The 24,928-nt window shown below is 74.0% G+C and carries 6 protein-coding genes; 2 read left to right on the forward strand and 4 right to left on the reverse strand.

What is annotated here, in order from left to right; all coding sequences use genetic code 11:
• Positions 1-141 precede the first annotated feature (141 nt).
• Positions 142-657 (forward strand): arsenate reductase/protein-tyrosine-phosphatase family protein, encoded by a 516-nt coding sequence (locus LZP97_RS14795; protein ID WP_048772058.1) that lies wholly within the window; start codon positions 142-144, stop codon positions 655-657.
• Here the strand turns inward: LZP97_RS14795 and LZP97_RS14800 are convergent.
• Complete coding sequence (locus LZP97_RS14800) at positions 628-2,265, reverse strand: polysaccharide biosynthesis tyrosine autokinase (RefSeq protein ID WP_010593281.1); 1,638 nt, start codon at positions 2,263-2,265, stop codon at positions 628-630. The two genes, LZP97_RS14795 and LZP97_RS14800, sit on opposite strands and share 30 nt — an antisense overlap.
• Positions 2,265-21,119, reverse strand: coding sequence for a non-ribosomal peptide synthetase (locus LZP97_RS14805; protein ID WP_234574713.1), 18,855 nt, complete (start codon positions 21,117-21,119; stop codon positions 2,265-2,267). The genes LZP97_RS14800 and LZP97_RS14805 overlap by 1 nt, the downstream gene beginning before the upstream one ends.
• A gap of 269 nt (positions 21,120-21,388) precedes the next feature.
• Between LZP97_RS14805 and LZP97_RS14810 the strand changes: the two genes are divergently transcribed.
• A complete protein-coding gene (locus tag LZP97_RS14810; RefSeq protein WP_234574714.1) occupies positions 21,389-23,170 on the forward strand; it encodes a DUF4012 domain-containing protein in 1,782 nt (593 codons plus the stop codon).
• A gap of 15 nt (positions 23,171-23,185) precedes the next feature.
• Here LZP97_RS14810 and LZP97_RS14815 read toward each other — a convergent pair whose 3' ends face one another.
• The gene (locus tag LZP97_RS14815) at positions 23,186-23,371 is read right to left on the reverse strand and encodes a hypothetical protein (RefSeq protein WP_102031441.1); all 186 of its coding nucleotides are present in this window, start codon (positions 23,369-23,371) and stop codon (positions 23,186-23,188) included.
• A gap of 237 nt (positions 23,372-23,608) precedes the next feature.
• Positions 23,609-24,787 carry an acyltransferase family protein gene (locus LZP97_RS14820; RefSeq protein WP_083846935.1) on the reverse strand — a complete coding sequence of 393 codons (1,179 nt, stop codon included), beginning with the start codon at positions 24,785-24,787 and terminating at the stop codon, positions 23,609-23,611.
• Between the last annotated feature and the right edge of the window lie 141 nt (positions 24,788-24,928).

The raw sequence follows: 24,928 nt of genomic DNA on the forward strand, positions 1-24,928 counted from the left end.
ATCGTGTTTTGCGCCGCACAGCCTCCCCCGGCGCATCCCGACCGCCCGATGCTACCGAACGGTCCGGACAGACCCCCGGCCGAATCGGACATGCGGCCCGGGAACCGGACGAACGACCCTTCGGCTGCCTACGATCGAGCGATGCGGGTTCTGTACGTCTGTACCGGAAACATCTGCCGATCGCCCACCGCCGAGCTGTTGACCACCGCCTTCGCGAAGGAGGCGGGCCGGGGTGAGCTGTCCGCCCACAGCGCCGGCACCCGCGGCATGGTGGGCCGGCCCATGGAGCCGACGGCGGCGCTGGTGCTTCGTCAGCTCGGCGGCAAACCCGACGGCTTCGTCGCCCGGCGTCTGTCGCCGCGCATCGCGCAGGACGCCGACCTGGTGATCACGATGGCCGAGTCGCATCGCGGGGCCGTGCTGCAGTCGGCGCCCCGGATGCTCAAGCGGACGTTCACGCTGCGTGAGGCCGCGCGGCTGCAGCAGCTCAGCGGCGCCGAGACCGTCACCGAACTGGCCGCGGCCCGGGCGCAGTTTCCCGCGCCCGGGCCGGAGGATGTGACCGATCCGATCGGCCGCGACGAGGACACGTTCGTCGCGGTCGGGACCGAGATCGCCGATCTGCTGCTACCGCTGCTCGCCCGGATCCACGACTGATCCGTTGCGCGGGCCCGGCAGGGGCGAGGGCGCGACGGGCCGCGATACCGCCGTCGGCACCGACTGCTGGTGGGCGGGCTCGGCGGAGTACGCCTGCGGGGTCCGGTAGTGCTGCCCGGCCTGCGCGTCGCCGGGACCCTGCTGTTCCGGCCGGTACGGTTCCGGCCGGCTGGGCTCGCCCCGGTGGCGACGGCCGCCGGTGGGTTGCGCGGCGGGCTGGGCGGGCGCGTCCGCGGCGGCCTTCTTCACCGCCGGGTCGGACTCGTAGTAGTAGCGGTACTCGTAGGCGCCGCGTCCCTTGTTCGGCGTCATCGTGATGATCGTGCCGAGCAGGTGCGCGCCGGCGCTGCCGAGGTTGCCGACGGCGCGGCTGAGCTGCTCTCGGGTGGTCTTGCCGTGGCGCGCGATCAGCAGTGCGCCGTCGGTGGCCGCGGCGAGCACGACGGAGTCGGTGACGGGCAGGACCGGCGAGCCGTCGATGATGACGTACTCGAAGCGCGCCCGCAGGTCGTCGAGGACGTGCTTGGCGGTGTCGGAGCCGAGCAGCTCGCTGGGGTTGGGGGGCAGCGCCCCGGAGGCCAGCACCCACAGGCCCTGGTACTGGCTGGGCTGCAGCACGTCCTCGAGGCCCGCCTGGCCCGAGAGCACGGTGCTGAAGCCGACGTCGCCGACGACCCCGAGGTACTTCGACACCCGTGGCCGGCGCAGGTCCCCCTCGACGAGCACGACGGAGTGACCGGCCTCCGCGAGCACCAGGGCGGTGTTGATGGCGGTGGTGGTCTTACCCTCGGCGGGCAGGGCGCTGGTGACGACGATGACGCGCGGCGGGTTGTCGACGTCGAGGAACTTCAGGTTGGTGCGCATCTCCCGGTACGCCTCGGCGCTGCCGGAGTTCGACTCCTGGAAGGCGATCGCCGCGTGCTCCTGCCGTTCCTTGTCGAGCGGGACGGTGCCGACGAGGCCGGTTCCGGAGAGTTCCTCGACCGTCTTGCGGTCCTTGACGGTGTTGTCGAGCCGGTCGCGCAGCACCGCGAGCGCGATGCCGAGGAGCAGGCCGACGGCGAAGCCGAGCGCGAGGTTGCGCTTCGTCTTCGGCGAGACCGGGGTCGCCGGGGTGTCGGCGTGCTGCTCGACGACGACCCGCGCCGTGGGCTCACCGCCGTTCTCGGGGGTCTCGAGCTCGCGGGCCATCACGACGAACTCGTCGGAGAGGGCGTTGGCGAGGTCCCGGGCCCGTTCGGGCGACGCGTCGTCGACCTTGACGTCGACGAGCACGGTGTCGGGCGCGGACGACGCGGTGACCTTCTCCGCCAGCTGCGACGACGTCAGGTCGGACAGGCCCAGCCGGTCGAGGGTGCGCTGCGCCAGCGTGGTGCCGGTGAGCAGCTTCGTGTAGGAGGCGACGCGCTGCTGCGAGAACAGGTTGCCCTGGTAGATCTCGTTGACCGAGGCCCCCGACGAGGTGGAGACGAACAGCCGAGTGCTCGCCTGGTAGATCGGGGTGGTGAGCAGGGAGGCTCCGAGCGCACCGAGTACCGCCACCACGGTCGTCACGGCGACGATCTTCCATCGCGCCTGCAGGATGCGTAGGTAGTCGTGTACTTCCATTACGGTGTCTCCCTCGTTGCTGTGACACTGTCGGTGCGCCCCACGGGCGCGGAAATCTGTCGTGCGGTCAGGTGCCGGGCGAGCGCGGGGCCGATCACGGCCAGCGCGCCCGGGGTGGTCAGGTCGGCGTGCGGGTAGGGCACGTCGTGCTCGGTGACGTGGCCGCGGACGTGCCGTCGCCAGCTCGCCGCGAGGTCGGGTCCGGCCGGTCCGTCGGGGCGGGCGCGGAACAGCAGCGCGTCGCCGTCGAGGACGCGGGGGGTGTGCGCGGTGACGGCCTCCTCGAGGGCGGCGCCCGCGGCGAGCGCCCGCTCCCGGATCTCGGCGACGAACGTCGACGGCAGGCCGGGCACCTCGAGTTCGACGACGGGTTCGTCCGGCAGGGCCGCGACGTCGGGGAGGGTGTCGGGGGTGAGCGTGTCGAGCAGGATCAGCGACGCCACCTGCTGCCCCGCCTCGTGCAGCTGCACGGCCATCTCGTGGGCGATGGTTCCGCCGAGCGACCAGCCCAGCAGGTGGTAGGGGCCTTCGGGCTGGACGGTGCGGATCCGGTCGACGTAGCGGGCGGCGAACTCGGCGACGGTGCGCGGCAGCGGCTCGAGCCGGGTGGCCTGCAGCCCGTACAGCGCGACTCCGGGCAGGTGCGACGCGAGTCCCGTGTAGCACCACGACATTCCGCTGATCGGGTGGACGCAGAACAGCGGGGTGCCGTCGGGGCGTCCCGCGAGCGGCACCAGGGTGGCGAGCGGGTCGGTGTCGTCACCGCCGTGGTCGATCCGGTCGGCGAGGTCGGCGACGGTCGGCGCGGTGAGCAGCCAGTCGAGCGGGACGTCGCGATCGAGCGCGGCCCGCAGGTCGGCGGCGACGGCGACGGCGCCGAGCGACGTGCCGCCGAGATCGAAGAACCCCCGGTCGGCGGACACGGGCCGGTCGAGGTGCCGGGCGAACACCTCGGCGACCACCTCGGCCGTCAGGCCGGCGGGCGGCACGAAACCGTGTGCGGGGACGCCGAAGTCGGGTCGGGGCAGCGCGGCGCGGTCGACCTTGCCGGACGGCAGCAGCGGCAGCGCGTCGACGACGGTGATCGCGGCGGGCCGCAGCGGCCGCGGCAGCTGCGCGGCCGCGTGGGACCGCAGCGCGGCGGCGTCGGCCCCGCCCTGCACGTAGGAGACGAGGACGGTCTCGCCCGTGGGGCCGGGCACGGCGACGGTGACGGCGGCGTCGACGTCGTCGGCGGCGGTGAGCACGGCGTCGATCTCGGCGGGTTCGACGCGGATGCCGTGCAGCTGGATCTGCTCGTCGACGCGGCCGAGGACGTCGAGTTCGCCGGCGGCGGTGACGCGGGCGAGGTCGCCGGTGCGGTACAGCCGCCCGCCCGGCGCGCCGTACGGGTCGGCGACGAATCGTGTTGCGGTGAGCCCGCTTCGGCGGTGATAGCCGCGGGCCAGGCTCGGCCCGGTCACGTACAGCTCCCCGATCACCCCGGCCGGGACGGGGTGCAGGCGCGCGTCGAGGACGTGGGCGGTGGCGCCGGCGACGACGGTCCCGGCGGTGGGCCGGGCGCCGGGGGCGAACGGGCCGCCGAACGACACGGCGATCGTGAACTCGGTGGGCCCGTACCCGTTGAGCAGCCGGTGCCGCTGCCAGCGTTCGACGACGGGCGCGGTGAGCGCCTCGCCCTCGGACAGCACCGTGACCGGGCGCGGCAGCGCGTCCGGGTCGAGGGTGGCCAGCACGGAGGGGGTGGCGACGACGTGGGTGACGTGCTCGGCGGCGATCAGCTCCTGCAGCGCCCCACCGGCATACACGTGGTCGGGGGCGACGACGAGGGTCGCGCCGTGCGCGTGGGCGACGAGCAGTTCGAACACCGCCGCGTCGAAGGTGTGCGACGCGGCCTGCAGCACCCGGCTGCCGGGCGTGACGCCGAGGACGTGCGCGTCGGCGACGGCGGTGAGGCCGCGGTGCGGCACGGCGACGCCCTTGGGGGCGCCGGTGCTGCCGGAGGTGTAGATCAGGTACGCGGTGTCGTCGGGGTGCGGCTCGGCGGCGACATCCGGGGCATCGTCTTCGGACTCGCCGGCGGTCAGGTCCAGCCAGTCGATGCCCTCCCCCGCCGGGGCCGCGCCCGGCACGGTCAGGCCGACGGTGGCGCCGCTGTCGCGCAGCACGGTCGCGACGCGGGCGGGCGGCTGCGCCGGGTCGACGGACACCCACGCCGCACCGGCCTTCGCGACGGCCCACACCGCGAGCGGCCAGTACTCCCCGCGCGGCACGGCCACCGCGACCACGCCGGTCACGCCGCGGGCGCGCAGCCGCGCAGCGACGGCGGCGGCGCGGGCGTCGAGCCCGGCGTAGGTCCAGGCGACGGTTCCGGCGCGCACGGCGATGGCGCCGGGGTGGGCGCGGACGGTGGCGCCGAGGATCTGCGGCAGCGTCCGCGGCGGCGCGGCGGGCGCGGTCAGCGGTGCGGGCGCGGGGACGGCAAGATCGCCGACGGCGACGGCGGGGTCGTCGAGCGCGGCGCCGAGCAACGCGAGGTACTCGTCCAGCAGCGCCTCGGCGGTGCCGGCGTCGAACAGGTCGGTGGCGTACACGAGACGCACGTCGACGCCGTCGTCGCCGCGGTCGGTGACGTCGACGGTGAGGTCGAACTGGGCGGCCGGGGCGCCGGCGTCGAATTCGCGCACGCGCAGCCCGGGCAGCTGCGGCAGGTCCTCGCCTGCGGGCACGGTGCGGTGGGCGAGCAGCACCTGGAACAGCGGGTGGTGGGTGCCGCGGGCCGGCGCGACCCGCGCGACGACCTGATCGAACGGGACGTCCGCGTGGGCGAGGGCGTCGAGGTCGGTGGTGCGGACGCGGCGCAGCAGGTCCGCGAACGGCTCGGTGCCGTCGACGGTGGTGCGCAGGGTGAGGGTGCCGACGAACATGCCGACGAGGGCGTGCAGGCGCGGGTCGGCGCGTCCGGCGACGGCGGTGCCGACGGCGATGTCGGCGCGGCCGCTGCGGCGGGCGAGCAGAGCGGCGAGCACGGCGTGCAGCACCATGAACCCGGTGGCGTCGTGGGCGCGCGCGACGTCGCGCACGCGGCGGTGGGTGGCGGCGTCGAGGTGGGCGGTGACGGCGCCGCCGACGTGGCTGGGCCGCGCGGGCCGGGGCCGGTCGGTGGGCAGCGGCAGCGGCGTGTCGGGCAGGCCCGCGAGAGTCGTTGCCCAGTGGTCGAGTTGGCGGGCGGCGAGGCTGTCCGGGTCGGCGGGGTCGCCGAGCAGGTCGTGGTGCCAGCGGGCGTAGTCGCGGTAGCGGACGGGCAGCGGCCACCAGATCGGGGCGGCGCCGGCGACGCGGGCCGCGTAGGCGTGCTGCAGGTCGGTCAGCAGCGGCGCGACCGAGCCGCCGTCGAACGCGATGTGGTGCACGGCCGCGGCGAGCACCCGTTCGCCGGCGCCGAGGTCGATCAGCCGGATCCGCAGCGGCGCCTCGGCGGTGAGGTCGAACGGTGCGGTGAACACCTCCGTCACGGCGGCGGTCACGTCGGTGCCCGGAACCGTCTCGAGCACAGGAGGATCCACCACGGTGGCGACGCCGTCGGGGTAGGCGGTGCGCAGCACCTCGTGCCGGTCGGCGACGTCGCCGACCGCCGCGGCCAGCGCGGCGGTGTCGAGGTCGCCGCTCAGGTGCAGCGCGACGGGCACGGTGTACGCGGCGCTGCGCGGTTCGGCGCGGCCGAGCAGCCACAGCCGCTGCTGCGCGGGGGCGAGCGGGGTGGGGGTGTCGTCGTCGTAGCGGCGCAACGGGATCCGGGTGGTGTCGCCGTCGCGCAGGTGCGCGGCGAGTGCCGCGAGCGTGGGGGCCTGCAGCACCGCGCGGGCGGGCACGTCGACGCCGAAGGCGTCGGCGAGGCGGGCGGCGAGGACGACGGCGGACAGCGAGTCGCCGCCGGCGGCGAGGAACCCGGCGTGGATGTCGGGCCGGGCACCGAGCACGCTCTCGGCGACGGTGACGACGAGGTCCTCGACATCGGTGAGGGGCCGGTCGTCGGCGGCGTCGTCGCGGGCGGTGTCGAGTTCGTGCAGGGCGGCGACGTCGAGTTTGCCGTTGACGGTGGTCGGCAGCTGCGGCAGCAGCCGCAGCCGGGCCGGCATGCGCTGCGGGGGAACGGTTTCGGCGAGACCGGCCCGCACGCGGGTGTCGTCGACGTCCGGGTCGGCGGCGGCGAAGGCGACGAGCGCGCCACCGGAGGCCAGCACGACGGCGTGCCGGATGCCGGGCTGCGCGAGCAGGGCGGCCTCGAGTTCGCCGGGTTCGATGCGCACGCCGCGGACCTTGAGCTGCCGGTCGGTGCGGCCCCGGAAGGCGAGGGTGCCGTCGGGGCGGCGGTGCACGAGGTCGCCGGTGCGGTACCGGCGGGTGCCGCCGGGCGCGGCGACGAACCGCTGCGCGGTGAGGCCGGGGGCGCCGAGGTAGCCGAGCGCGACGGACGTCCCGGCCAGGTACAGCTCGCCGACGGCGTCGTCGGGCACCGGGCGCAGCCGCGCGTCGAGGACGTGCGCGACGGTGCCGGGGACGGGCCGGCCGATACCGCCGCGGCCGTCGACGTCGGCGAGGGTCGCGACGATGGTGGCCTCGGTGGGACCGTACGCGTCGAGCATGTGCCGGGCCGCCGCACCCGGGCCCTGGGTCCAGCGGGCGGCGAGCGCGGGCGGCAGGGTTTCGCCGCCGGAGGCGACGACCCGCAGGTCGGGCAGCTGCTGCGGGTCGAGGGTGCCGAGCACCGCGGGGGTGGACAGGTAGTGGGTGATGCGCTGGGTGCGCAGCAGGTGCTGCAGGTCCGCGCCCGCGTACACCTCCGGCGGGGCGACGACGAGGGTCGCGCCGGTGGTGTGGGCGAGCAGCAGCTCGAGCAGGGCCGCGTCGAACGCCGGGTGGTAGCCCTGCAGCACGCGGTCGCCGGGTCCGACGCGGTAGCGGCGGGCGGCCTCGGCGGCGAGCGGCGCGAGACCGGTGTGGGTGACGGCGACGCGTTTGGGAGCGCCGGTCGAACCGGACGTCGACACGACGTACGCGACGTTCGCCGGGGCGGGCTCGCCGGCGGCACCGGTGGAGGTGGCACTCGTGGCGGCGGCACTGGTGGAGGCGGCGCTGGTGAAGGCGGCGCCGGTCTTGGTGATCGCCCACAGCCGCAGCACGTGGTCGAGGCCGCGGGGCCGATCGATCGGGATCACGGTGCCGGGGCCGGCGCCGGCGGCGCGCAGCTCGTCGGCGAGCGCGTCGGAGCGGGCGTCGAGTTCTCGGTAGGTCAGGGCGATCTCGCCCTCGCGCAGCGCTTCCCGGTCGGGGTGCGCGGCGGCGGTGGCGCGCAGCAGCTCGGGCAGCGTGCGGGCGGGCGCGGGGTCGGCCCCGGTCAGCGGCGCGGCGGGCGGGGCGACGGGCAGGTCGCCGACGAGCGCGTCGGGTGCGGCGACGACGTGCCGCAGGACGGCGACGAATCGGTCGGCGAGCCGGCGCGCGGTGGGTCCGGCGAACCGGGACGCGTCGTGCACGAGGGTGCCGGTGTAGCCGTCCGCGGCGGGCGCGAGCGCGAACTGCAGGTCGAACTTCGGTGCGCCGGCGAGGACTTCCTGCGCCTCGACGGTGAGGTCCCCGATCCGGACGGGGTCGAGGGTGAAGTCCTGCAGGGCGAGCGCGACCTGCGGGGCGCGGCCGGACAGGCCGGCGAGGATCTGCTCGTAGGGCACCCCGGCGTGGTCGAGGGCGGCGACGTCGAAGTCGCGGACCTGCGCGAGCAGCCCGGCGAACGGCATGTCGGGTTCCACGCGGGCGCGCAGCACGAGAGTGTCGAGGAACGGGCCGACGAGCTGTTCGACCTGCGCCCAGCGGCGGGCGGAGACGACGGCGGCGACGGCGACGTCGTGGCCGGCGCCGACGCGGGCGAGCAGCACCGACAGCGCGGCGTGCAGCACCATGAACTCGGTGGCACCGTGGGCGCGGGCGAGCGCGGCGATCCCGGCGCGCACGTCGGCGGGCACCTCGAACGCGACGGTCTCCGCCACTGCCTCGGAAGTGGTTGTTTCCGTAGGTAGTTCGACGGGGTCGAGGCCGTCGAGGGCGCGTCGCCAGTGCGCGACGTCCGGCTCGGGGATCCCGCGGGTCTGTTCCCACAGCGCGTAGTCGGCGTACTGCAGCGGCAGCGGCTCCCACCGCGGCGGCTGCCCGGCCGCGCGGGCGGCGTAGGCGACGGCGAGGTCGCGCAGCAGCGGCGCGAGCGACGCCCCGTCCGCCGCGGCATGGTCGACCGCGAGCCGCAGCCGCCGGGCGCTTCCGGCCTCCTCGAGGTCCCAGTGGACACCGCGGTCCGCGAGGACCTGGTGCGGGCCCTGCTCGTCGACGACGATGCGGGTGCGCAGGATCTCGTGCCGCGCCACGACGTCGCCGAGCGCGGCCTCGAGAGCGGGCACGTCGAGGGGTCCGGTCAGGTGCACGTCGGCGCGCAGCCGGTAGGCGTCGGGGTCGAGGCGGCTCAGGCCCCACAGGCGGCGTTGCGCCCGGCTCAGCGGGATCCGGTCGGGGCGGGGGTGGACGGGCACCGGCCCGGTGTCGGCGTCGAGTCCGCCGGCGTCGAGCGCGGCGGCGAGGGACTCGACGGTGGGGTGTTCGAAGATCAGCCGCAGCGGCACCGCGGTGCCGGTCTCCTCGCGGAGCCGGCCGACGAGGACGGTGGCGAGCAGCGAGTTGCCGCCGACGGCGAAGAAGTCGTCGCCGCGGCCGGGGTCGGTTCCGGTCAGTTCGCCGAAGATCCGCGCGACGAGGGTCTCGGTGTCGGTGCCGGGTTCGTCGCGGCCGCCGAGGTCGGGCGCGGGCAGCCGCGCGACGTCGAGCTTGCCGTGCGCGGTGCGCGGGACCGCGTCGAGCGGCACGACGGCGACGGGCACGAGGTGGGCGGGCAGGCTGCGGCGCAGCTGCCGGCGCGCGTCGTCGGCGTCGACGGTGGCGGGCACGACGTAGGACACGAGCGCCCCGTCGCGCACGACGGTCGCCGCCTGCCGCACCCCGGCCACCCCGCGCAGCGCGGCATCGACCTCCCCCGGCTCGATCCGCACCCCGCGCAGCTTGACCTGATCGTCGCTGCGCCCGACGAACCGCAAGGCGACTCCGTCGCCGGTGTGTCCTTTGGGCTGCCCTGGCCGCCCAAAGGACACACCGGCCCAGCGGGTCAGGTCGCCCGTGCGGTACCGGCGACGACCGCCGGCCGCGGCGACGAACCGGGTCGCGGTGCGGCCGGGATCGCCGCGGTAGCCGTCGGCGAGCCGCTCCCCCGCCAGGTACAGCTCCCCCGCGACGCCGGGGGGCACGGGCCGCAGCCGCTCGTCGAGCACGACGGCCTCGACCCCGCGCACGGGGCTGCCGATCACGACGTCCGAGCCGGGCGTCAGCGGCGACGAACAGGTCGCGAAGACGGTCGCCTCGGCGGGGCCGTACCCGTTGTAGAGGCGACGGCCCGCGCCCCACCGCGCGACGAGCTCGTCGCGCACGGCCTCGCCGCCGAGCATGAGCACCCGCAGGTCGGGCAGTGCGCGTGACGGCACCGTCGCCAGCGCCGACGGGGTCAGGCAGGCGTGGGTGATGCGTTCACCCGCGAGCAGGTCGGCGAGGGCGTCGCCGCCGTAGGCGTCGGCCCCGGCGACGACGAGGGTCGCGCCGGACGCCCCGGCGACGAGCAGCTCGAGCATCGCCGCGTCGAAGCTCGGCGACGCGACGTGCAGCATGCGGTCGCCGGGCGCGGCGGCGAACAGCTCCGTCAGGTCCTCGACGAGGGCACTGACGCCGCGGTGGGTGATGCTGACGCCCTTGGGGTTTCCGCTGGTACCGGAGGTGAACACCAGATAGGCGGGCGCGCCCGGATCCGGGTCGGCCACCGCGACGGTGCCGTCGCAGGTGTCGGCGACGTCGAGCCAGGTCACGGCGGCGGGCAGCGACCCGAGGTGCGCGGCGCCGGTGACGCCGACCCTCGTGTCGGCGAGCATTCCGGCGAGCCGCGCGGCGGGCTGGGCTGGGTCGACGAGCATCGGCGCGGCCCCGAGCCGCGCGATCCCCCACACGGCGACGACGGCGTCGAGCGAGCGGGGCAGGGCGCACGCGACGGCCGCGCCGGGCCGGACGCCGGCGGCGTGCAGCCTCGCGGCGAGCGCCTCGGCGCGCGAGAGGAGTTGCGGATACGTCAGGTCCGTGTCGCCGTCGCGCACGGCGACACCGCCGCCGCCGCGGGAGGCGCCGTCGGCGAGCCACTGCCACAGCGTGCGCGCCGGGGCGGGCTCGGGCCCGGCGGCGGGGACGAGCGCGGCCCGCTCCGGCTCGGTGAGCAGGTCGATGTCGCCGATCCGCACGGCCGGGTCGGCGACGACGGCACGCAGGATCGCGACGTACCGGTCGGCGAACGCGGCGACGGTGCCGGCGTCGTACAGGTCGGTGGCGTAGACAAATTCGAGGTCGACGTCGGTGCCGGTCTCGGTGACGACGAGCTGGAGGTCGAAGTTGGCGTGTTCGTCGGCCACCGGCAGCACCCGCGCGGTCAGGCCGGGCAGCTCGAACGCGTCGACGGTGGGGCGCCGCAGCGACAGCGCGACCTGGAACAGCGGGTGCCGGGCGGGGTTGCGGGCCGGGTTGAGGCGCTCGACGAGGGTCTCGAACGGCGCGTCGGGGTGGGTGTAGGCGGCCAGGTCCCGGGCGTGGACGTCATTGAGCAGGTCGGCGAAGCCGGCGTCCGGGTCGACGGGCGTGCGCAGCACGAGGGTGCCGGCGAACATGCCGACGAGGTCGTCGAGCTGCGGGTCGCCGCGCCCCGCGACAACGGTGCCGACGGCGATGTCGCCCCCGGCGCCGTGCCGGGCCAGCAGCACCGCCAGCGCCGCGTGCAGCACCATGAACGTCGTCGCGCGGCCCTCCCGCGCGAGCCGCGAGACCCCCTCGGCGACGACGGGATCGACCGTCGTGCGGTGGGTGGCGCCGCGCCCGGTGGGGCGCGCGGGCCGGGGCCGGTCCCCGGGCAGGGTCACCTCGTCGGGCAGGCCGGCGAGCACACTCGTCCAGTGTTCGAGCTGCGCGTCGACGCCGGCGCGCTGCCAGCGGCTGAAGTCGGTGTACTGCACGGGCAGCGGCGCCCACCGCGGTTCGTGCCCGGCGAGGCGGGCGGTGTAGGCGTCGACGATGTCGCGCAGCAGCGGGGTGAGCGACCATTCGTCGGCGGCGATGTGGTGCACCACCACCGCGAGCACGTGCCGCCGCGGCGCGAGCCGGTACAGCCGCATCCGCACGGGCGGCTCGTCGGTGAGGTCGAATCCGGGGGCGGCGAACTCGCGGACGAACTCGTCGAGTCCGTCGGCGGGCACGGCGACGGGTTCGAGGGCCGGTCGCGCGGCGGGCCGCACCACCTGCGCGGTGGGGTCGGGGTAGACGGTGCGCAGGGTGCGATGCCGGCCGAGGACGTCGGCGACGGCGGTGGTGAGCGCGGCCACGTCGAGCCGGCCGTCGAGGCGCACCGCGAACGGCAGGTTGTAGCTGCCGGATTCGGGGTCGAGCCGGTTGACGAACCACAGCCGCTGCTGCGCCGGGGACAGCGGCACGGGGGTGTCGTCGCCGGCCGCGACGAGCGGGGCGCGGCGGCGGGGTGTGCCGGCGCGGGCGGCGAGCAGGGCGGCGAGGTCGGTGACGGTGGGGGCGGCGAACACGTCGCGGACGGTGACGTCGACGTCGGCGATGTCGGCGAGGCGCCCGGCGAGGCGGGTCGCGAGCAGCGAGTTGCCGCCGAGGTCGAAGAAGTCGTCGTCGGCGCCGACGGGTCCGGCGGCGAGCAGTTCCCGGTACACCTCGGCGACGAGGTCCTCGAGCGGCCCGTGCGGGGCGAGGCCACCACCGGGTGCGACGGTGGGTGCGGGCAGCGCGGCCCGGTCGAGTTTGCCGTTGGCGGTGCGGGGCAGCGCGTCCAGCGCGACGGCGGCGGCGGGCACGAGGTAGTCGGGCAGGGTGCGGCGCAGCTCGCGCAGCGCCGCGGTGGGAGTGCCGCCGACGAGGTAGGCGACGAGCCGGTCGTCGCGCAGCACCACCACGGCCTGGGTGACGCCGTCGCAACGCAGCAGCGCGGCCTCGATCTCGCCGGGTTCGATGCGGTAGCCGCGCAGTTCGAGCTGGTCGTCGGCGCGGCCCCGGTGGTGCAGCACGCCGTCGCGGCCGCGGCGGCCGAGGTCGCCGGTCCGGTAGCGGCGGGTGCCGCCGGGCGCGGCGACGAACCGCGCGGCGGTGAGGGCGGGGCGGTCGCGGTAGCCGCGGGCGAGTTGCGTTCCGGCGACGTAGAGTTCGCCGACGGTGCCGGGCGGGGTGCGGCGCAGCGACCGGTCGAGGATCTGCACGTCGAGCCCGGGCAGGGGCCGGCCCACGCCGGGCCGGTCGGCGGGTCCGCGGGTGACGTGCACGGTGGTCTCGGTGATGCCGAACATGTTCACCGCGCGCACGTGGGGCCGGTCCGCGAGCCACGGCCGGACCTGCTCGGGGTCGAGGGCCTCGCCGCCGAAGATCAGCAGCCGCAGCGTGTTCAGCGGGGTGTCGACGGTGGCGAGCTGGTGGAACGCGGTGGGGGTCTGGTTGAGGACGGTGACACCCTCGCCGTCGAGCAGCGCGGCGAAGGCGCCGGGGTCGCGGGCGGTGTAGTGGTCGACGACGACGAGCCGGCCGCCGGTGGTGAGCGCGCCCCACATCTCCCACACGGAGAAGTCGAAGGCCGGGGAGTGGAACAGCGTCCACACGTCGCGGGGCCCGAACCCGAACTCGGCGGTGGCGGCGAACACCGCGGCGGCCGCCTCGTGGCTCACGAGCACGCCCTTGGGGGTGCCGGTGGAGCCGGAGGTGTAGATCAGGTACGCGCCCGCCCCGGCCGGGACGGTCGCGTCGTATCCCCCGCCGCCGTCCAGACGTTCCCGCAGGTCCGGCGAATCCATGTGCAGCACAGGCGCGTCCGTGTCGACCGCGAAGCTCGTGTCGCACAGCACCGCGGCGGGGGCGGCGTCGTCGAGCAGGGCCCGCAGCCGCGCCGGCGGGTGGGTGACGTCCAGCGGCAGGTACACGGCGCCGGCGCGGGCGACGGCGAGGATCGCCACCACCAGGTCGAGCGAGCGGGGCAGCGCGACGGCGACGACGTCCTCGACGCCGAGTCCGCGCTCGGCGAGCAGCGCGGCGAGCGCCCCGGAGCGGGCGTGCAGCTGCCCGTAGGTCAGGGTGTCGTCGCCGTGGGTGAGCGCGATCGCGTCGGGCCGGCGCCGGGCCTGGTCGGCGACGAGCGCGGGCAGCGTGGCCGTCGCCGGGGCCGTCCGGGGTGCGGAGGTGTCGCCGTCGGGGCCGAGCAGGTCGATGTCGCCGATCGCGGCGGCCGGGTCGGCGGTGACGACGTCGAGGATGCGCAGCAGGAACGGCGCCCACCCCGCGACGGTGTCGTGGTCGAACAGGCCGCGGTCGTAGGTCAGCACCCCGTCGAGTCCGGTGGGGGTGCCCGCGTCGGAGCGGTTCTCGCGGACGGTCACCTCGAGGTCGAATCGGGCCGTGCCGGTGGACAGCTCGCGCACACCGGTGACATCGGGCAGGTCGAGCCCGTCCAGCGCGAAGGACTCGTAGGCGAGCATCACCTGGAAGATCGGATGGTGGCCCGCGGTCGAGGCACCGAGCGCGTCGACGACCCGGTCGAACGGCACGTCGGCGTGGGCGAACGCGTCGAGGTCCACGCGGCGGGCGTCGGCGAGCAGTTCCGCGAACGTCGCGCGGGCCGGCACGGGCAGCCGCAGCGCGACGGTGCCGACGAACATGCCGACGACGTCGTCGAGCATCGGGTCGATGCGCCCGGAGACGGCGGTGCCGACCGTGACGTCTTCGGTGGCGGCGAGCGTCGCGAGCAGCACGGACAGCGCGGCGTGCACGACCATGAACGTCGTCGCGTCGTGGGCGCGGGCGAGTTTGTCGACGGCGGCGTGCAGTTCGGCGGGCACCGAGAAGGTCACGCGCCCGGCGGTGGAGTCGCCGTCGCCGCGGGGCCGGTCGGTGGGCAGGGCGAGCAGCGGCGGGGCGCCGGCGAGGGTGCGGGTCCAGTGGGCGAGTTGCCGGGCGGCGAGGCTGTCGGGGTCGGCGGGGTCGCCGAGCAGGGTGTGCTGCCAGCGGGCGAAGTCGCGGTAGGTGACCGGCAGCGGCGGCCACGCGGGGCTGCGTCCGTCGCGCCGGGCGGCGTAGGCGACGGCGAGGTCGCGGCCGAGCGGCAGCAGCGACAGGCCGTCGACGGCGACGTGGTGCAGCACCACCGCGAGGGTGTAGCCGGCGGCGGTGCGGTACAGGCGGGTGCGCAGCGGCGGGTCGACGGTGAGATCGAAACCGGCGCGGGCGAAGTCGGCGACGTCGAGGTCGGCGGCGTCGACATCGGTGGGCGCCGCGTGCGGTTCGAGGTCGAGGTCGATGCGCTCCAGCACCTGCTGCGCCGGGCCGTCCGGGCCGTCGGGGTACACGGTGCGCAGCACGGCGTGCCGGGCGAGCACGTCCGCGGCGGCGTCCGCGAGGACGTCGAGGTCGGTGCCGGCGTCGAGGTCGACGACGAACGCGATGTGGTCGCCGGGGGCGGCGTCGGCGACGTCGAACCGGTTGGCGAGCCACATCCGCTGCTGGGCGGGGGCGAGCGGCACCGGCCCGGTGTCGCCGGTCGGCAGCAGCGGCAGGCGTTCGCCGCTGAGCGGATCGGCGACGGCGGCGGCGAGACCGGCGACGGTGGGGTGCTCGAAGATCTCCCGCACGCCGACGCGGTGGCCGGCGACGGTGCCGAGCCGCGCGGCGAGCTGGGTGGCGAGCAGCGAGTTGCCGCCGAGCGCGAAGAAGTCGTCGGCGGCGGCGACGGCGGGCAGCCCGAGCAGATCGGCGACGACCCCGGCGACGAGTTCCTCGGCGGCACTGCGGTATCCGGCCGGGGTGCCGGGAGCGACGACGGGCGCGGGCAGCGCGGCGCGGTCGATCTTGCCGGTGCTCGTCAGCGGCAGCGCGTCGAGGACGGTGACGGTGGCGGGCACCATGTGCCGCGGCAGCCGCGTGGCCGCGAACTCCCGCAGCTCCGCCGGGTCGAGGCGGGCGGTGTCGGGTCCGTGCACGTACGCGGCGAGCGCGTCCCCCCGCACGACGGTGACCGCGGCGGCGACCGCCGGGTGCCCGGTGAGGGTGGCGTCGATCTCGCCGAGCTCGATCCGGAACCCGCGCAGCTTGACCTGATGGTCCACCCGCCCGACGAACTCCAGGGTGGCTCCGCCGCCGGTGTGTCCTTTGGGCTGCCCTGGCAACCCAAAGGACGCACCGCTCCAGCGCACCAGGTCGCCCGTGCGGTACATGCGACCACCGCCGAACGGCGACGCGACGAACCGGCTTGCGGTCTGCCCGGGCATGCCGAGATAGCCGCGCGCGACGCCCGGCCCGAGCAGGTACAGCTCCCCGACCACGCCGACGAGCACGGGCCGCAGCCGCGGGCCGAGGACGAGGGCGGTCACACCGTCGAGGCCGGTGCCGATGGTCAGCCGCTCCCCCGGCACCAGCGGCGCGCTGGCGGTAGCGAGGACGGTGGTCTCGGTGGGCCCGTACACGTTGAGCATGGTGCGACCGGGCGCCCAGCGGGCGGCGGTCTCGGCCGGCCACGCCTCCCCACCGACGGCGAGCACCCGCAGCGCGTCCAGCCCCGCCGGGTCCAGCAGGGCCGGCACCGCGGGGGTGGAGAACCAGTGCGTGATGCGTTCGGCGCGCAGCAGTTCCAGCAGTTCGTCGCCGCCGTACACGTCGGCCGGCGCGACGACGAGGGTGCCGCCGGCCGCGGCAGCCAGGAGGTATTCGAGCACCGACGCGTCGAACGCGGGCGACGCGAAGTGCAGCACCCGCGCCTGCGGGTCGAGGTCCATGCGACGACGCAGCGCCGCGCCGAGCGGCGCGAGCCCCCGATGGGTGACGACGACGCCCTTCGGCGCGCCGGTCGAGCCGGAGGTGTAGACGACGTACGCGGCGTGGTCGGGCCGCAGCGGACGCACCCGGTCGGCGTCGGTGATCGCCCCCGACCGCGCGGCTCCGGCGTCCGGGTCGATCCGGGCGACGCCGTCGGGCAGCGACGTGCCGGGCCGGGCCACGGCGTGCCGCACCTCGGCGTCGGCGAGCAGGCGAGCGATGCGCGCGGCGGGCTGGACGGGGTCGACGGGCACGAACGCCGCCCCGGTCAGCGCGACGGCCGCCACCGCGCGCACCGACTCCACCGACCGCGGCAGCAGGATCGCGACGCGGTCCTCCGGACCGAGCCCGCGCTCGAGCAGGTGCCACGCCAACGGTGTTGCGGCCGGGATCAACTCGATCGGCGCACCGCCCGGTGCGACGACGTGCACCGGGTGCGCGGCGAGCAGTTCCGGCAGCGTCGCGACCGGCCCGGCCGGGGCCACGACGATCTCGGGGGCCCCGACGTCGAGATCGCCGACGGGTGCATCCGGCGCGGCGACGGCCGCGTCGAGCACCGCGTGCAGCCGGGCCACCGCGGCGGCGACCGTCGCGCGTTCGAACAGCCCGCCGTCGTAGATCACCCGACCGGCGAGCGAGCCGTCGGGCAGCTCCCGCACCGCGAGCTCGACGTCGAATCGGGCGCGGCCGGACGGGATCTCCTCGACGCGCACCCGCAGGCCGGGCAGGTCGAGGTCGGGCACGGCGACGTTGTCGTAGGCGAGCATCACCTGGAACGGGGCGAAGCCGAGCGTGTCGACGACGCGGTCGAACGGCACCGTCGCGTGCGCGTACGCGTCGAGGTCGGTGCGACGGGCGGCGGCGAGCAGGTCGGTGAACGACGCGGCCGGGTCCACGTCGAGCCGCAGCGCGACGGTTCCGACGAACATGCCGACGAGGGCGTCGAGGTCGGGGTGTTCGCGGCCGGCGGTGCCGGAGCCGACGGCGACGTCGCGCCCGCCGGTCCACGTGGACAGCCACACGGCGACGGCGGCGTGCACGGCCATGAACGCGGTGGCGTCGTGCGCGGCAGCCAGGCGGCGCAGCGCCTCGAACCGTGCCGCGGGGACGGCGAATTCGAGGGACTCGGCCGGTCCGGGGCTGCCGGTGCGGGGACGGTCGGTGGGCAGGGTGGGGGCCTCGCCGAGCCCGGCGAGCGCGGTGGTCCAGTGCGCGAGTTCGCGGGCGGCGAGGCTGTCGGGGTCGTCCTCGTCGCCGAGCAGGGCGCGGTGCCAGCGGGCGTAGTCGGTGTACTGCAGCGGCAGCGGCTCCCACCGCGGCCCGTGCCCGGCGGCGCGGGCGGTGTAGGCGGCGGCGACGTCGAGGGTCAGCGGCACGAACGACGCGCCGTCCATGGCGATGTGGTGGGCGACGACGGCGAGCACGTGCCGGTCCGGTCCCACCCGCAGCAGGCGCGCCCGCAGCGGGATGTCGGTGGTGAGGTCGAACGGCGCGGCGGCCCACTCGGCGATCAGGGCGTCCACATCTGCGGGGTCGACGGGTTCGGCGTCGAGGTCGGGCAGCACCCCGGCGACGGGCCGGACGTGTTGGCGCGGGCCGGGTTCGGTGAACACCGTCCGCAGGATCTCGTGCCGGCCGAGGACGTCGCCGAGCGCGGCGCGCAGCGCGGCCGTGTCGAGGGTGCAGTCGAGGTGCAGCGCGAACGGCAGGTGGTAGGCGGCGGTGTCGCCGTGGGCGAGCAGCCACAGCCGGCGCTGCGCGGGGGCGAGCGGGGCGGGCGTGTCGTCGGCCGAGCGCGACGGGGCCGGCACGGTCGCCGTGGGTCCGGCGTCGACGGCGGCGGCGAGCGCGGCGACGGTGGGATGGTCGAACACGTCGCGCAGGTGCACGTCGCGGCCGAGGGCGGCGCCGAGCCGCGCGGCGAGCTGGGCCGCGCCGAGCGAATGTCCGCCGAGGGCGAAGAAGTTCGCGTCGGCGCCGACCGTCTCGACGCCGACGATCTCGCACATCAGCCGCGCGACGAGGGTCTCGGTGGGTCCGGCGGGCGCCCGCGAGCCGGTGGCCGTGTCGACGGCGGGGGCGGGCAGGGCGCGACGGTCGATCTTGCCGCCCGGGGTGAGCGGCAGCGCGTCGAGCACGGTGATCGTCGCGGGCCGCAGGTAGGCGGGCAGGCGTTCGGCGAGCCGGGCGTGCACGTCGTCGGGCAGGGCGTCGCCGACGACGTAGGCCGCGAGGGTGTCGCCGTGGACGACGACGGCCGCGCTCGCGACCCCGTCGAGCCCGGTGAGCGCCGCCTCGACCTCGCCGGGTTCGATGCGGTAGCCGCGGATCTTGACCTGCCGGTCGGCGCGCCCGACGAACTCCAGCGCACCCCCGCCACCCGTGCGCGTTTCTGGTAGCTCCGACGACCAGAAACGCGCACGGCTCCAGCGCACCAGGTCCCCCGTGCGGTACACGCGGCCGAACGGCGACGCGACGAACCGGGCCGCGGTCAGCGCCGGGTCGCCGAGATAGCCGCGCGCGACGGCCGGCCCGCCCAGGTACAGCTCGCCGACCGCGCCGACGGGCACGGGCCGCAGCCGCGCGTCGAGCACGAGCGCCGTCACGCCGTGGACGGGTGCACCGATGGGCACGCCCCGACCCGGGCGCAGCGGGTCGCTGAGCGTGGCGAGGACGGTGGTCTCGGTAGGCCCGTACGCGTTGAGCATCGTGCGCCCGCGCGACCACCGGTCGGCGACGTCGACCGGCAGCGCCTCCCCGCCCGCGTCGAGCATCCGCAACGCCGGCAGGTCGTTCTCGGGCGTGACGGCCAGGACGGCGGGCGCGGTGATCGCGTGGGTGACGGCCTGCTCGCGCAGCAGCGCGGCCAGGTCCGGTCCGCCGACGACGTCGGGCGGGCAGATCACCAGGGTGGCGCCGGCGTCGAAGGCCAGCAGCAGTTCCTGCAGCGACGCGTCGAAACTCGGTGCGGCCAGGTGCAGCACGCGCGAGTCGGCGTCGGCCGCATACCGCGCGCGCAGCGTCGCGACGAGTCCGGCGAGTCCGCGGTGGCTGACGGCGACGGCCTTGGGGGTGCCGGTGGAGCCCGACGTGTGGATCACCCACGCGAGGTGCTCGGGGTGCAGCGGACGCACCCGCTCCCCCACCTCGAACGGCGCCGACGACGTCTCGCCGTCGCCCGGATCGACGCGGGTGACGCCGTCGGGCAGGGCGACGTCGTCGCCGCACACCGCGACGGGCACGTCGCGCAGCAGTCCGGCGAGCCGCAGCGCCGGGGTGCCCGGGTCGATCGGGGTGTAGGCGGCGCCGGCCTTGGCGACGGCCCACAGCGCGATCACCGAGGCGGCCGAGCGCGACAGCAGCACCGCGACCCGGTCGTCGGGCCCGACGCCGGTGGCAATGAGCTTGCGCGCGAGCACAGTTGAACGCTCGTCCAGTTCCCGGTAGGTGAGCGGGACGACGCCGTCGCGCACGGCGACGCGGTCCGAGCCGGCGTGCGCGGTGAGCACGTCGGCCAGCAGGCACCCTCCCTCGGCCTGCGGGCCGCGCGCGGGCACGAGGCCGGCGAGTTCGTCGGGCGTCGCGAGCGGCAGATCCCCGACGGCGTGCTCGGCCGACCGCGCGAACGCGCCGAGGAAGTCCAGGAAGCGGCGGTGGTGCCGGGTGAGCGTCTCGTCGCCGTACAGCCGCGGGTTGGCCTCGAAGTCCACCCGCACGCTGCGCCCGGCGATCCCGGCGTACACGTTCACCGACAGGTCGTCGACCGGGCCGGTGGAGAGCAGGTTGTACTCGCCGGAGATGTCGCCGTACGCGTACTCCGGGTTGAACATCATCAGGTTCACCACGGGCCCGAACGCGCTGCGCGTCTCCCGGTGATCACCGACGGCGTGCAGGTCGCGCAGCATGTCCTCGTACCGGTACCGCTGGTGCCGCAAGGCCCCGGTCAGCTCCACCTGCACGCGCCGCACCAGGTCGGCGACGGTCACGTCGGGTTCCACGCGCACCCGCAGCGGCACGATGTTCGAGATCGAGCCGGCCGAGCGGCGCAGCGGCGCGGTGGTGCGGGCCGAGACCGGCAGGCTCAGCGCGACGTCCGTGGCGGCGTTCATGCGGGCCAGGTACGCCGCGAAGGCGGCGACGACGATCGGCACGTCGGTGGAGTTGGCGCTGCCGGCCAGGTCGGCCACGGCGGCGGTCACCTCGGCGGTGAGTTCCGCGCCGACGTGCCGGCACGGCATCGTGGGCGCGGCGGATCCGGGGGCGAGCGTGACGGGCGGCGGCAGGTCCACCAGACGCCGCGCCCAGTGCTCGCGGTCGGCGGTCTGCCGCGTGCTGCCGACGTAGGCGCCCTCGTGCTCGGCGATCTGCTCGAGGCTCAGCGCCCGGATCGGCGGCGGTTCCTCCCCGCGCGCCCACGCCGTGTACAACTCGGCGCTGCGGCCGAGCATCACCATGCCGCCGTGCCCGTCGAGGGCGAGGTGGTGGATGTAGGTGAACAGGTAGAAGTGCTCGTCGGCCAGCTGGATCAGGGTGGTGGCGATGAGCCGGTCGCGCAGCGGGTCGAGCGGACGGGTGTATGTCTCGTCCATCCACCGTCGCGCCTCGGCCTCGGGATTGTCGTGGCCGCGCAGGTCCAGGTAGCCGGGGTAGTCGTCGACGTCGGGGATCACCCGCTGGCGGGGCTCGCCGTCGACCAGCTCGAGGAACAGGGTTCCGGATTCGACCTCGCGGGCGGCCTGGTTGCAGGCGGCGCGGATCAGGTCGGCGTCGAGCGGGCCGTGCAGGTCCAGGTACTGGGCGATGGTGAACGGGACGTCCGGGGTGAGCTGCTGAGCGAACCACAGTCCACGTTGACTCGTGGACATGGCAAATGACGGCACCGCACCCCCTCGTGTTTCCCTCGAGATCGACGGGCGTGCAGTGGGGACCCATCGATCGACAACGACGTGGACGCCTCCCTGCATCCATCACCGTCGAATACATCGACCCTAACGATCCCCGGCGTTACTCACCACTCGAACCGACCAGCTGACCCGTTTCTCGGTTATGGTCACCCCGGAGGAATCGAAGGGGGCAGGACCGCGTGAACGATGTTACCGACGAGTCACTTTCGCCGGAACCAGGCCGACGCAGGGTGCGCCGGCGCAAGACCGACGAGCAGATCGCGCAGGAGCGCCGGAGGCGCCGGAACGTCGCGATCGGTTGCACCGCAGGAGCGGTCGTCGTCGTCGGGATGGGCGTCTGGCTGGCTTACGAAGGGCTGCAGGCCAAGTCGAGTCTCGAGCAGGCCCGGGAGTACGCGACGAGCTCGAAAAGCGCCCTGCTGGCGGGTGATACCGAGACGGCGCTGCGCACCGCCGGCGACGCCGACAAGTACGCGAAGCAGGCGCAGGACTCCACCCGCTCGCTGCCGTGGAGCATCGCCGCGGCGATCCCGTGGCTCGGCAGCCCGTTCGCCTCGAGCCAGCAGATGAGCGACATTGTGACGGGTCTCACATCCGACGTTCTGGTGCCCGCCGTGGACGCCGGCTCGGCCGTCTCCCCCGATCAGCTGATTCTCGACGGCGCCCGCATCAACCTCGCTGCCCTGCGTGACGCAGCACCGGTCCTCGAGACCACCGCGGCCGCGGCCGCCGAGCTGGACGCCCGGGCGCGGGACATCGACGGCACCTACCTGGGCCTGATCGACGACGCACGCACCCAATTGCAGGACCAGACAGGCGAATTGTCCGGTTTGCTCCACAACACTTCCCTCGCGGCCGAAATCGCGCCGGCCATGCTGGGCGCCGACGGGCCGCGCAGCTACTTCATCGGCTTCCAGACCAACGCCGAGGCGCGAGGCACAGGCGGCCTGCTCGGCGGGTTCGGCATCGTGCGCGCCGCGGACGGCGCGGTCCGGGTCGACGACCTGGCGAGCAACCGGGAACTGCGCACCAACTACCAGCCCCTCGATCTCGGGCCGGACTTCGCCCGCACCTACGGGCACAGCCGGCCGACGGTGGACTTCCGCAACAGCAACGTCAGCTCGCACTTCCCGTACGCGGCACAGATCTGGCAGTCGATCTGGCAGCAGGAGTCGGGCGAACGCGTCGACGGGGCCGTCGCGACGGATCCGGTGGCGCTCAGCTACGTCCTCGAGGTGGTCGGGCCGGTGACATTGCCCGGCGGAGAAAAGATCACGGCCGACAACGTCGTCGAACTGACCGAATCCACGGCGTACTCGCGATTCGGCGACGATCAGGCCGCCCGCAAGCGCTATCTGGAAACCGTCGCGTCGGCGGTCGTCCAGAAGATGACGGGGAGCATCAGCCGGCCGCAGGCCCTGCTCGAAGCCCTCGGCCGTGCGGCAAGTGAAGGGCGACTCGCGGTGTGGAGCGCCAACCCGGACGAGCAGGCCGTTCTTGCGGGAACACCGCTCGGCCACACCGTTCCCGAGGATTCGGCCCCGTACGCGGGCGTGGTCGTCAACAACCTGGGCGGCAACAAGCTGGACTACTACCTGCGACGCGAGATCGAGTACACCGCCAGCTCCTGCGACGGCGATACCCGGACCTCGACGGTCACGGTGCGGCTGAGCAACGACCTGCCTGCCGGTGACTTCACAAACTACGTGGCCGGCATGTTCGACAACCCAGTGGGTGCCCCGTTCGGCGCCAACCTGACCGATCTGTCACTGGTCGCCACCCAGGGCGCGAGGCTCGACAAGGTGACTGTGAACGGCCGCCCGGCTATGAACTTCACCGGCAAGGAACTCGGCCACCCCGTCTACAGCGTGCAGCTTCCGGTTCCACGCGGCGAGACGGCCGAGATCGTCTTCGAGCTGACGGAACCCGTCGTCGAGGGCGAAGCCCGCATCCCGATGCAACCGCTCGTCGACGAGCCCGAACTCAGCGTCGACGTGCCGGCCTGCGGCTGAGGCCAACTGGGCGTCCTACAGCCACCGGCCCGGACCACCGCGCTTGTAACGGCGGTGGGACGCCCAGAAGCCCCATGCTGCGATACCGAATCCGACGAAGGACAGAAGGTCGGACTCGGTCAGGCCGTGGCCAGGATTGAACACGTACAGCACCCGGCCTTCGAGGGGACCGCTCAGCGCGAGCCACAGGAAGGACGCCACCGCAACAGCCGTGCTCGACAGAACATTCGGACGTGCCAGGCACCATGCGGACGCGGCGAACAGTGAGCACATGAAAACTAGAGCATGGAAGATGTCCGGACTGACGATCGTGCACCCCTGATCTCACGCTGCATACGATGCGATGAGCTTCAACCCTAACGGCCGCGAGGAAATCGCACTGGACAAGAGCGCCGTTACAGCCTAACACCCGCGATTTCTCGACGATCAAGACCACTCTCACGCGCGCTGCTGAACCTCCCTTTCAGCCCGACGATCCCGGACCGCCTCGTAAGCTCGCCGGGCAGGGATTTCGATCCATCGGTACATCAATACGCCTACGCCAACGCCAAGCGTTGAGTGAATCAACACTCGTACGATCAATGGATGATCATCGGTATAATTCTGGGCCCACATGATCAGACTAAGGTGAACCAAATAGACGCTGTAGCTTGCGAGACCGATCATCTTGACGACCCGATTTCGGCAGAAAGCAGTAAAGAGGTCCCGCGCTCTTCCGTCGGGAGCCGTAAATCCGTAGAGGAGCACTACGCACGTCGCGATGCTTTGGAGCGAGTACCGAATCGTCTGCCGATACCAGTCGTCCCTAATCGCCAAACTGACCAGGAAAACCATGACCGCTGCTGCGAGTGCAGTTGCGCGGCCGCTTGATCTCTGCAGACGGCCTGGCTTTCCCCCACCGAATTGCCAACCGAACAGAAGAATGGCGACCAAGATGCCCCAGGCAAGACTGTCGGCACGCGTATCGGAGCCATAGTAGATGCGATCAGCGATCTGTTGGTTTCCCGGATCGACGAGAAGAACCCGAGCCGCTGTACTGGCTCCAACGACTCCGATCGCCGAAGCAGTCAACCATGGAATCGCCCGAGGGCTCTTCACCATCCACAACCACAATATTGCAAAGACGATATAGAACTGTTCCTCGATCGAAAGACTCCACACGACTCCGGAGCCTGGAAGTACTCCTGACTTGTCGGCATCCAGCAAGTTGAAGTAAAAGAGCAATTGACCCGCGAAAGCGTTCAAACTGATCGTTCCACCGAACGCCGCGTAAATCAGTGTGGGAACAGCAACAGCGAGGAGGAGCGGAGGAACCAACTTCACCGCTCGACGCACGTAGAACGCCTTGATGTCGAAACTTCTTGTCCTCTGCCACTCCTTCAGCAGAAGAGTCGTGATGATGAAACCGGAAATCGTGAAGAACACTGTGACACCAGCGCCCCCAGGGACAATGTGGCCGAGTCCGGCGTGCCCCACGATGACGAGGAGAACAGCGAATGCTCGCATCCCGTCGATGTGTTCGTACCTATTACCTGCGGTCTCGGCCGGTACTGGCGGTCTCACCTTCCCTGCTCGAAGCGTGGCTGGATCATGAGGCACCGCGCCCGGGTGGCTCATGACAGAATCGGGTAGCTAGAGATGTACACGTGACGTTCTCCTTCGGCTATGGCCACAGGTATGGGGCATGGTCATCCGGAGATGTATGAATCTCCCATGCGTTGTGCTATTTCCGAACCGGCTACCCCGAGCCATACGCGC

Source organism: Rhodococcus sp. DMF-1 (assembly GCF_021441945.1).
GTDB lineage: Bacteria > Actinomycetota > Actinomycetes > Mycobacteriales > Mycobacteriaceae > Rhodococcus > Rhodococcus ruber.

Coding starts and splice junctions, on each gene's coding strand:
- LZP97_RS14820 (WP_083846935.1), bottom strand. CDS start 24,787: ATGAGCCACCCGGGCGCGGTGCCTCATGATCCAGCCACGCTTCGAGCA.
- LZP97_RS14800 (WP_010593281.1), bottom strand. CDS start 2,265: ATGGAAGTACACGACTACCTACGCATCCTGCAGGCGCGATGGAAGATC.
- LZP97_RS14805 (WP_234574713.1), bottom strand. CDS start 21,119: ATGTCCACGAGTCAACGTGGACTGTGGTTCGCTCAGCAGCTCACCCCG.
- LZP97_RS14795 (WP_048772058.1), top strand. CDS start 142: ATGCGGGTTCTGTACGTCTGTACCGGAAACATCTGCCGATCGCCCACC.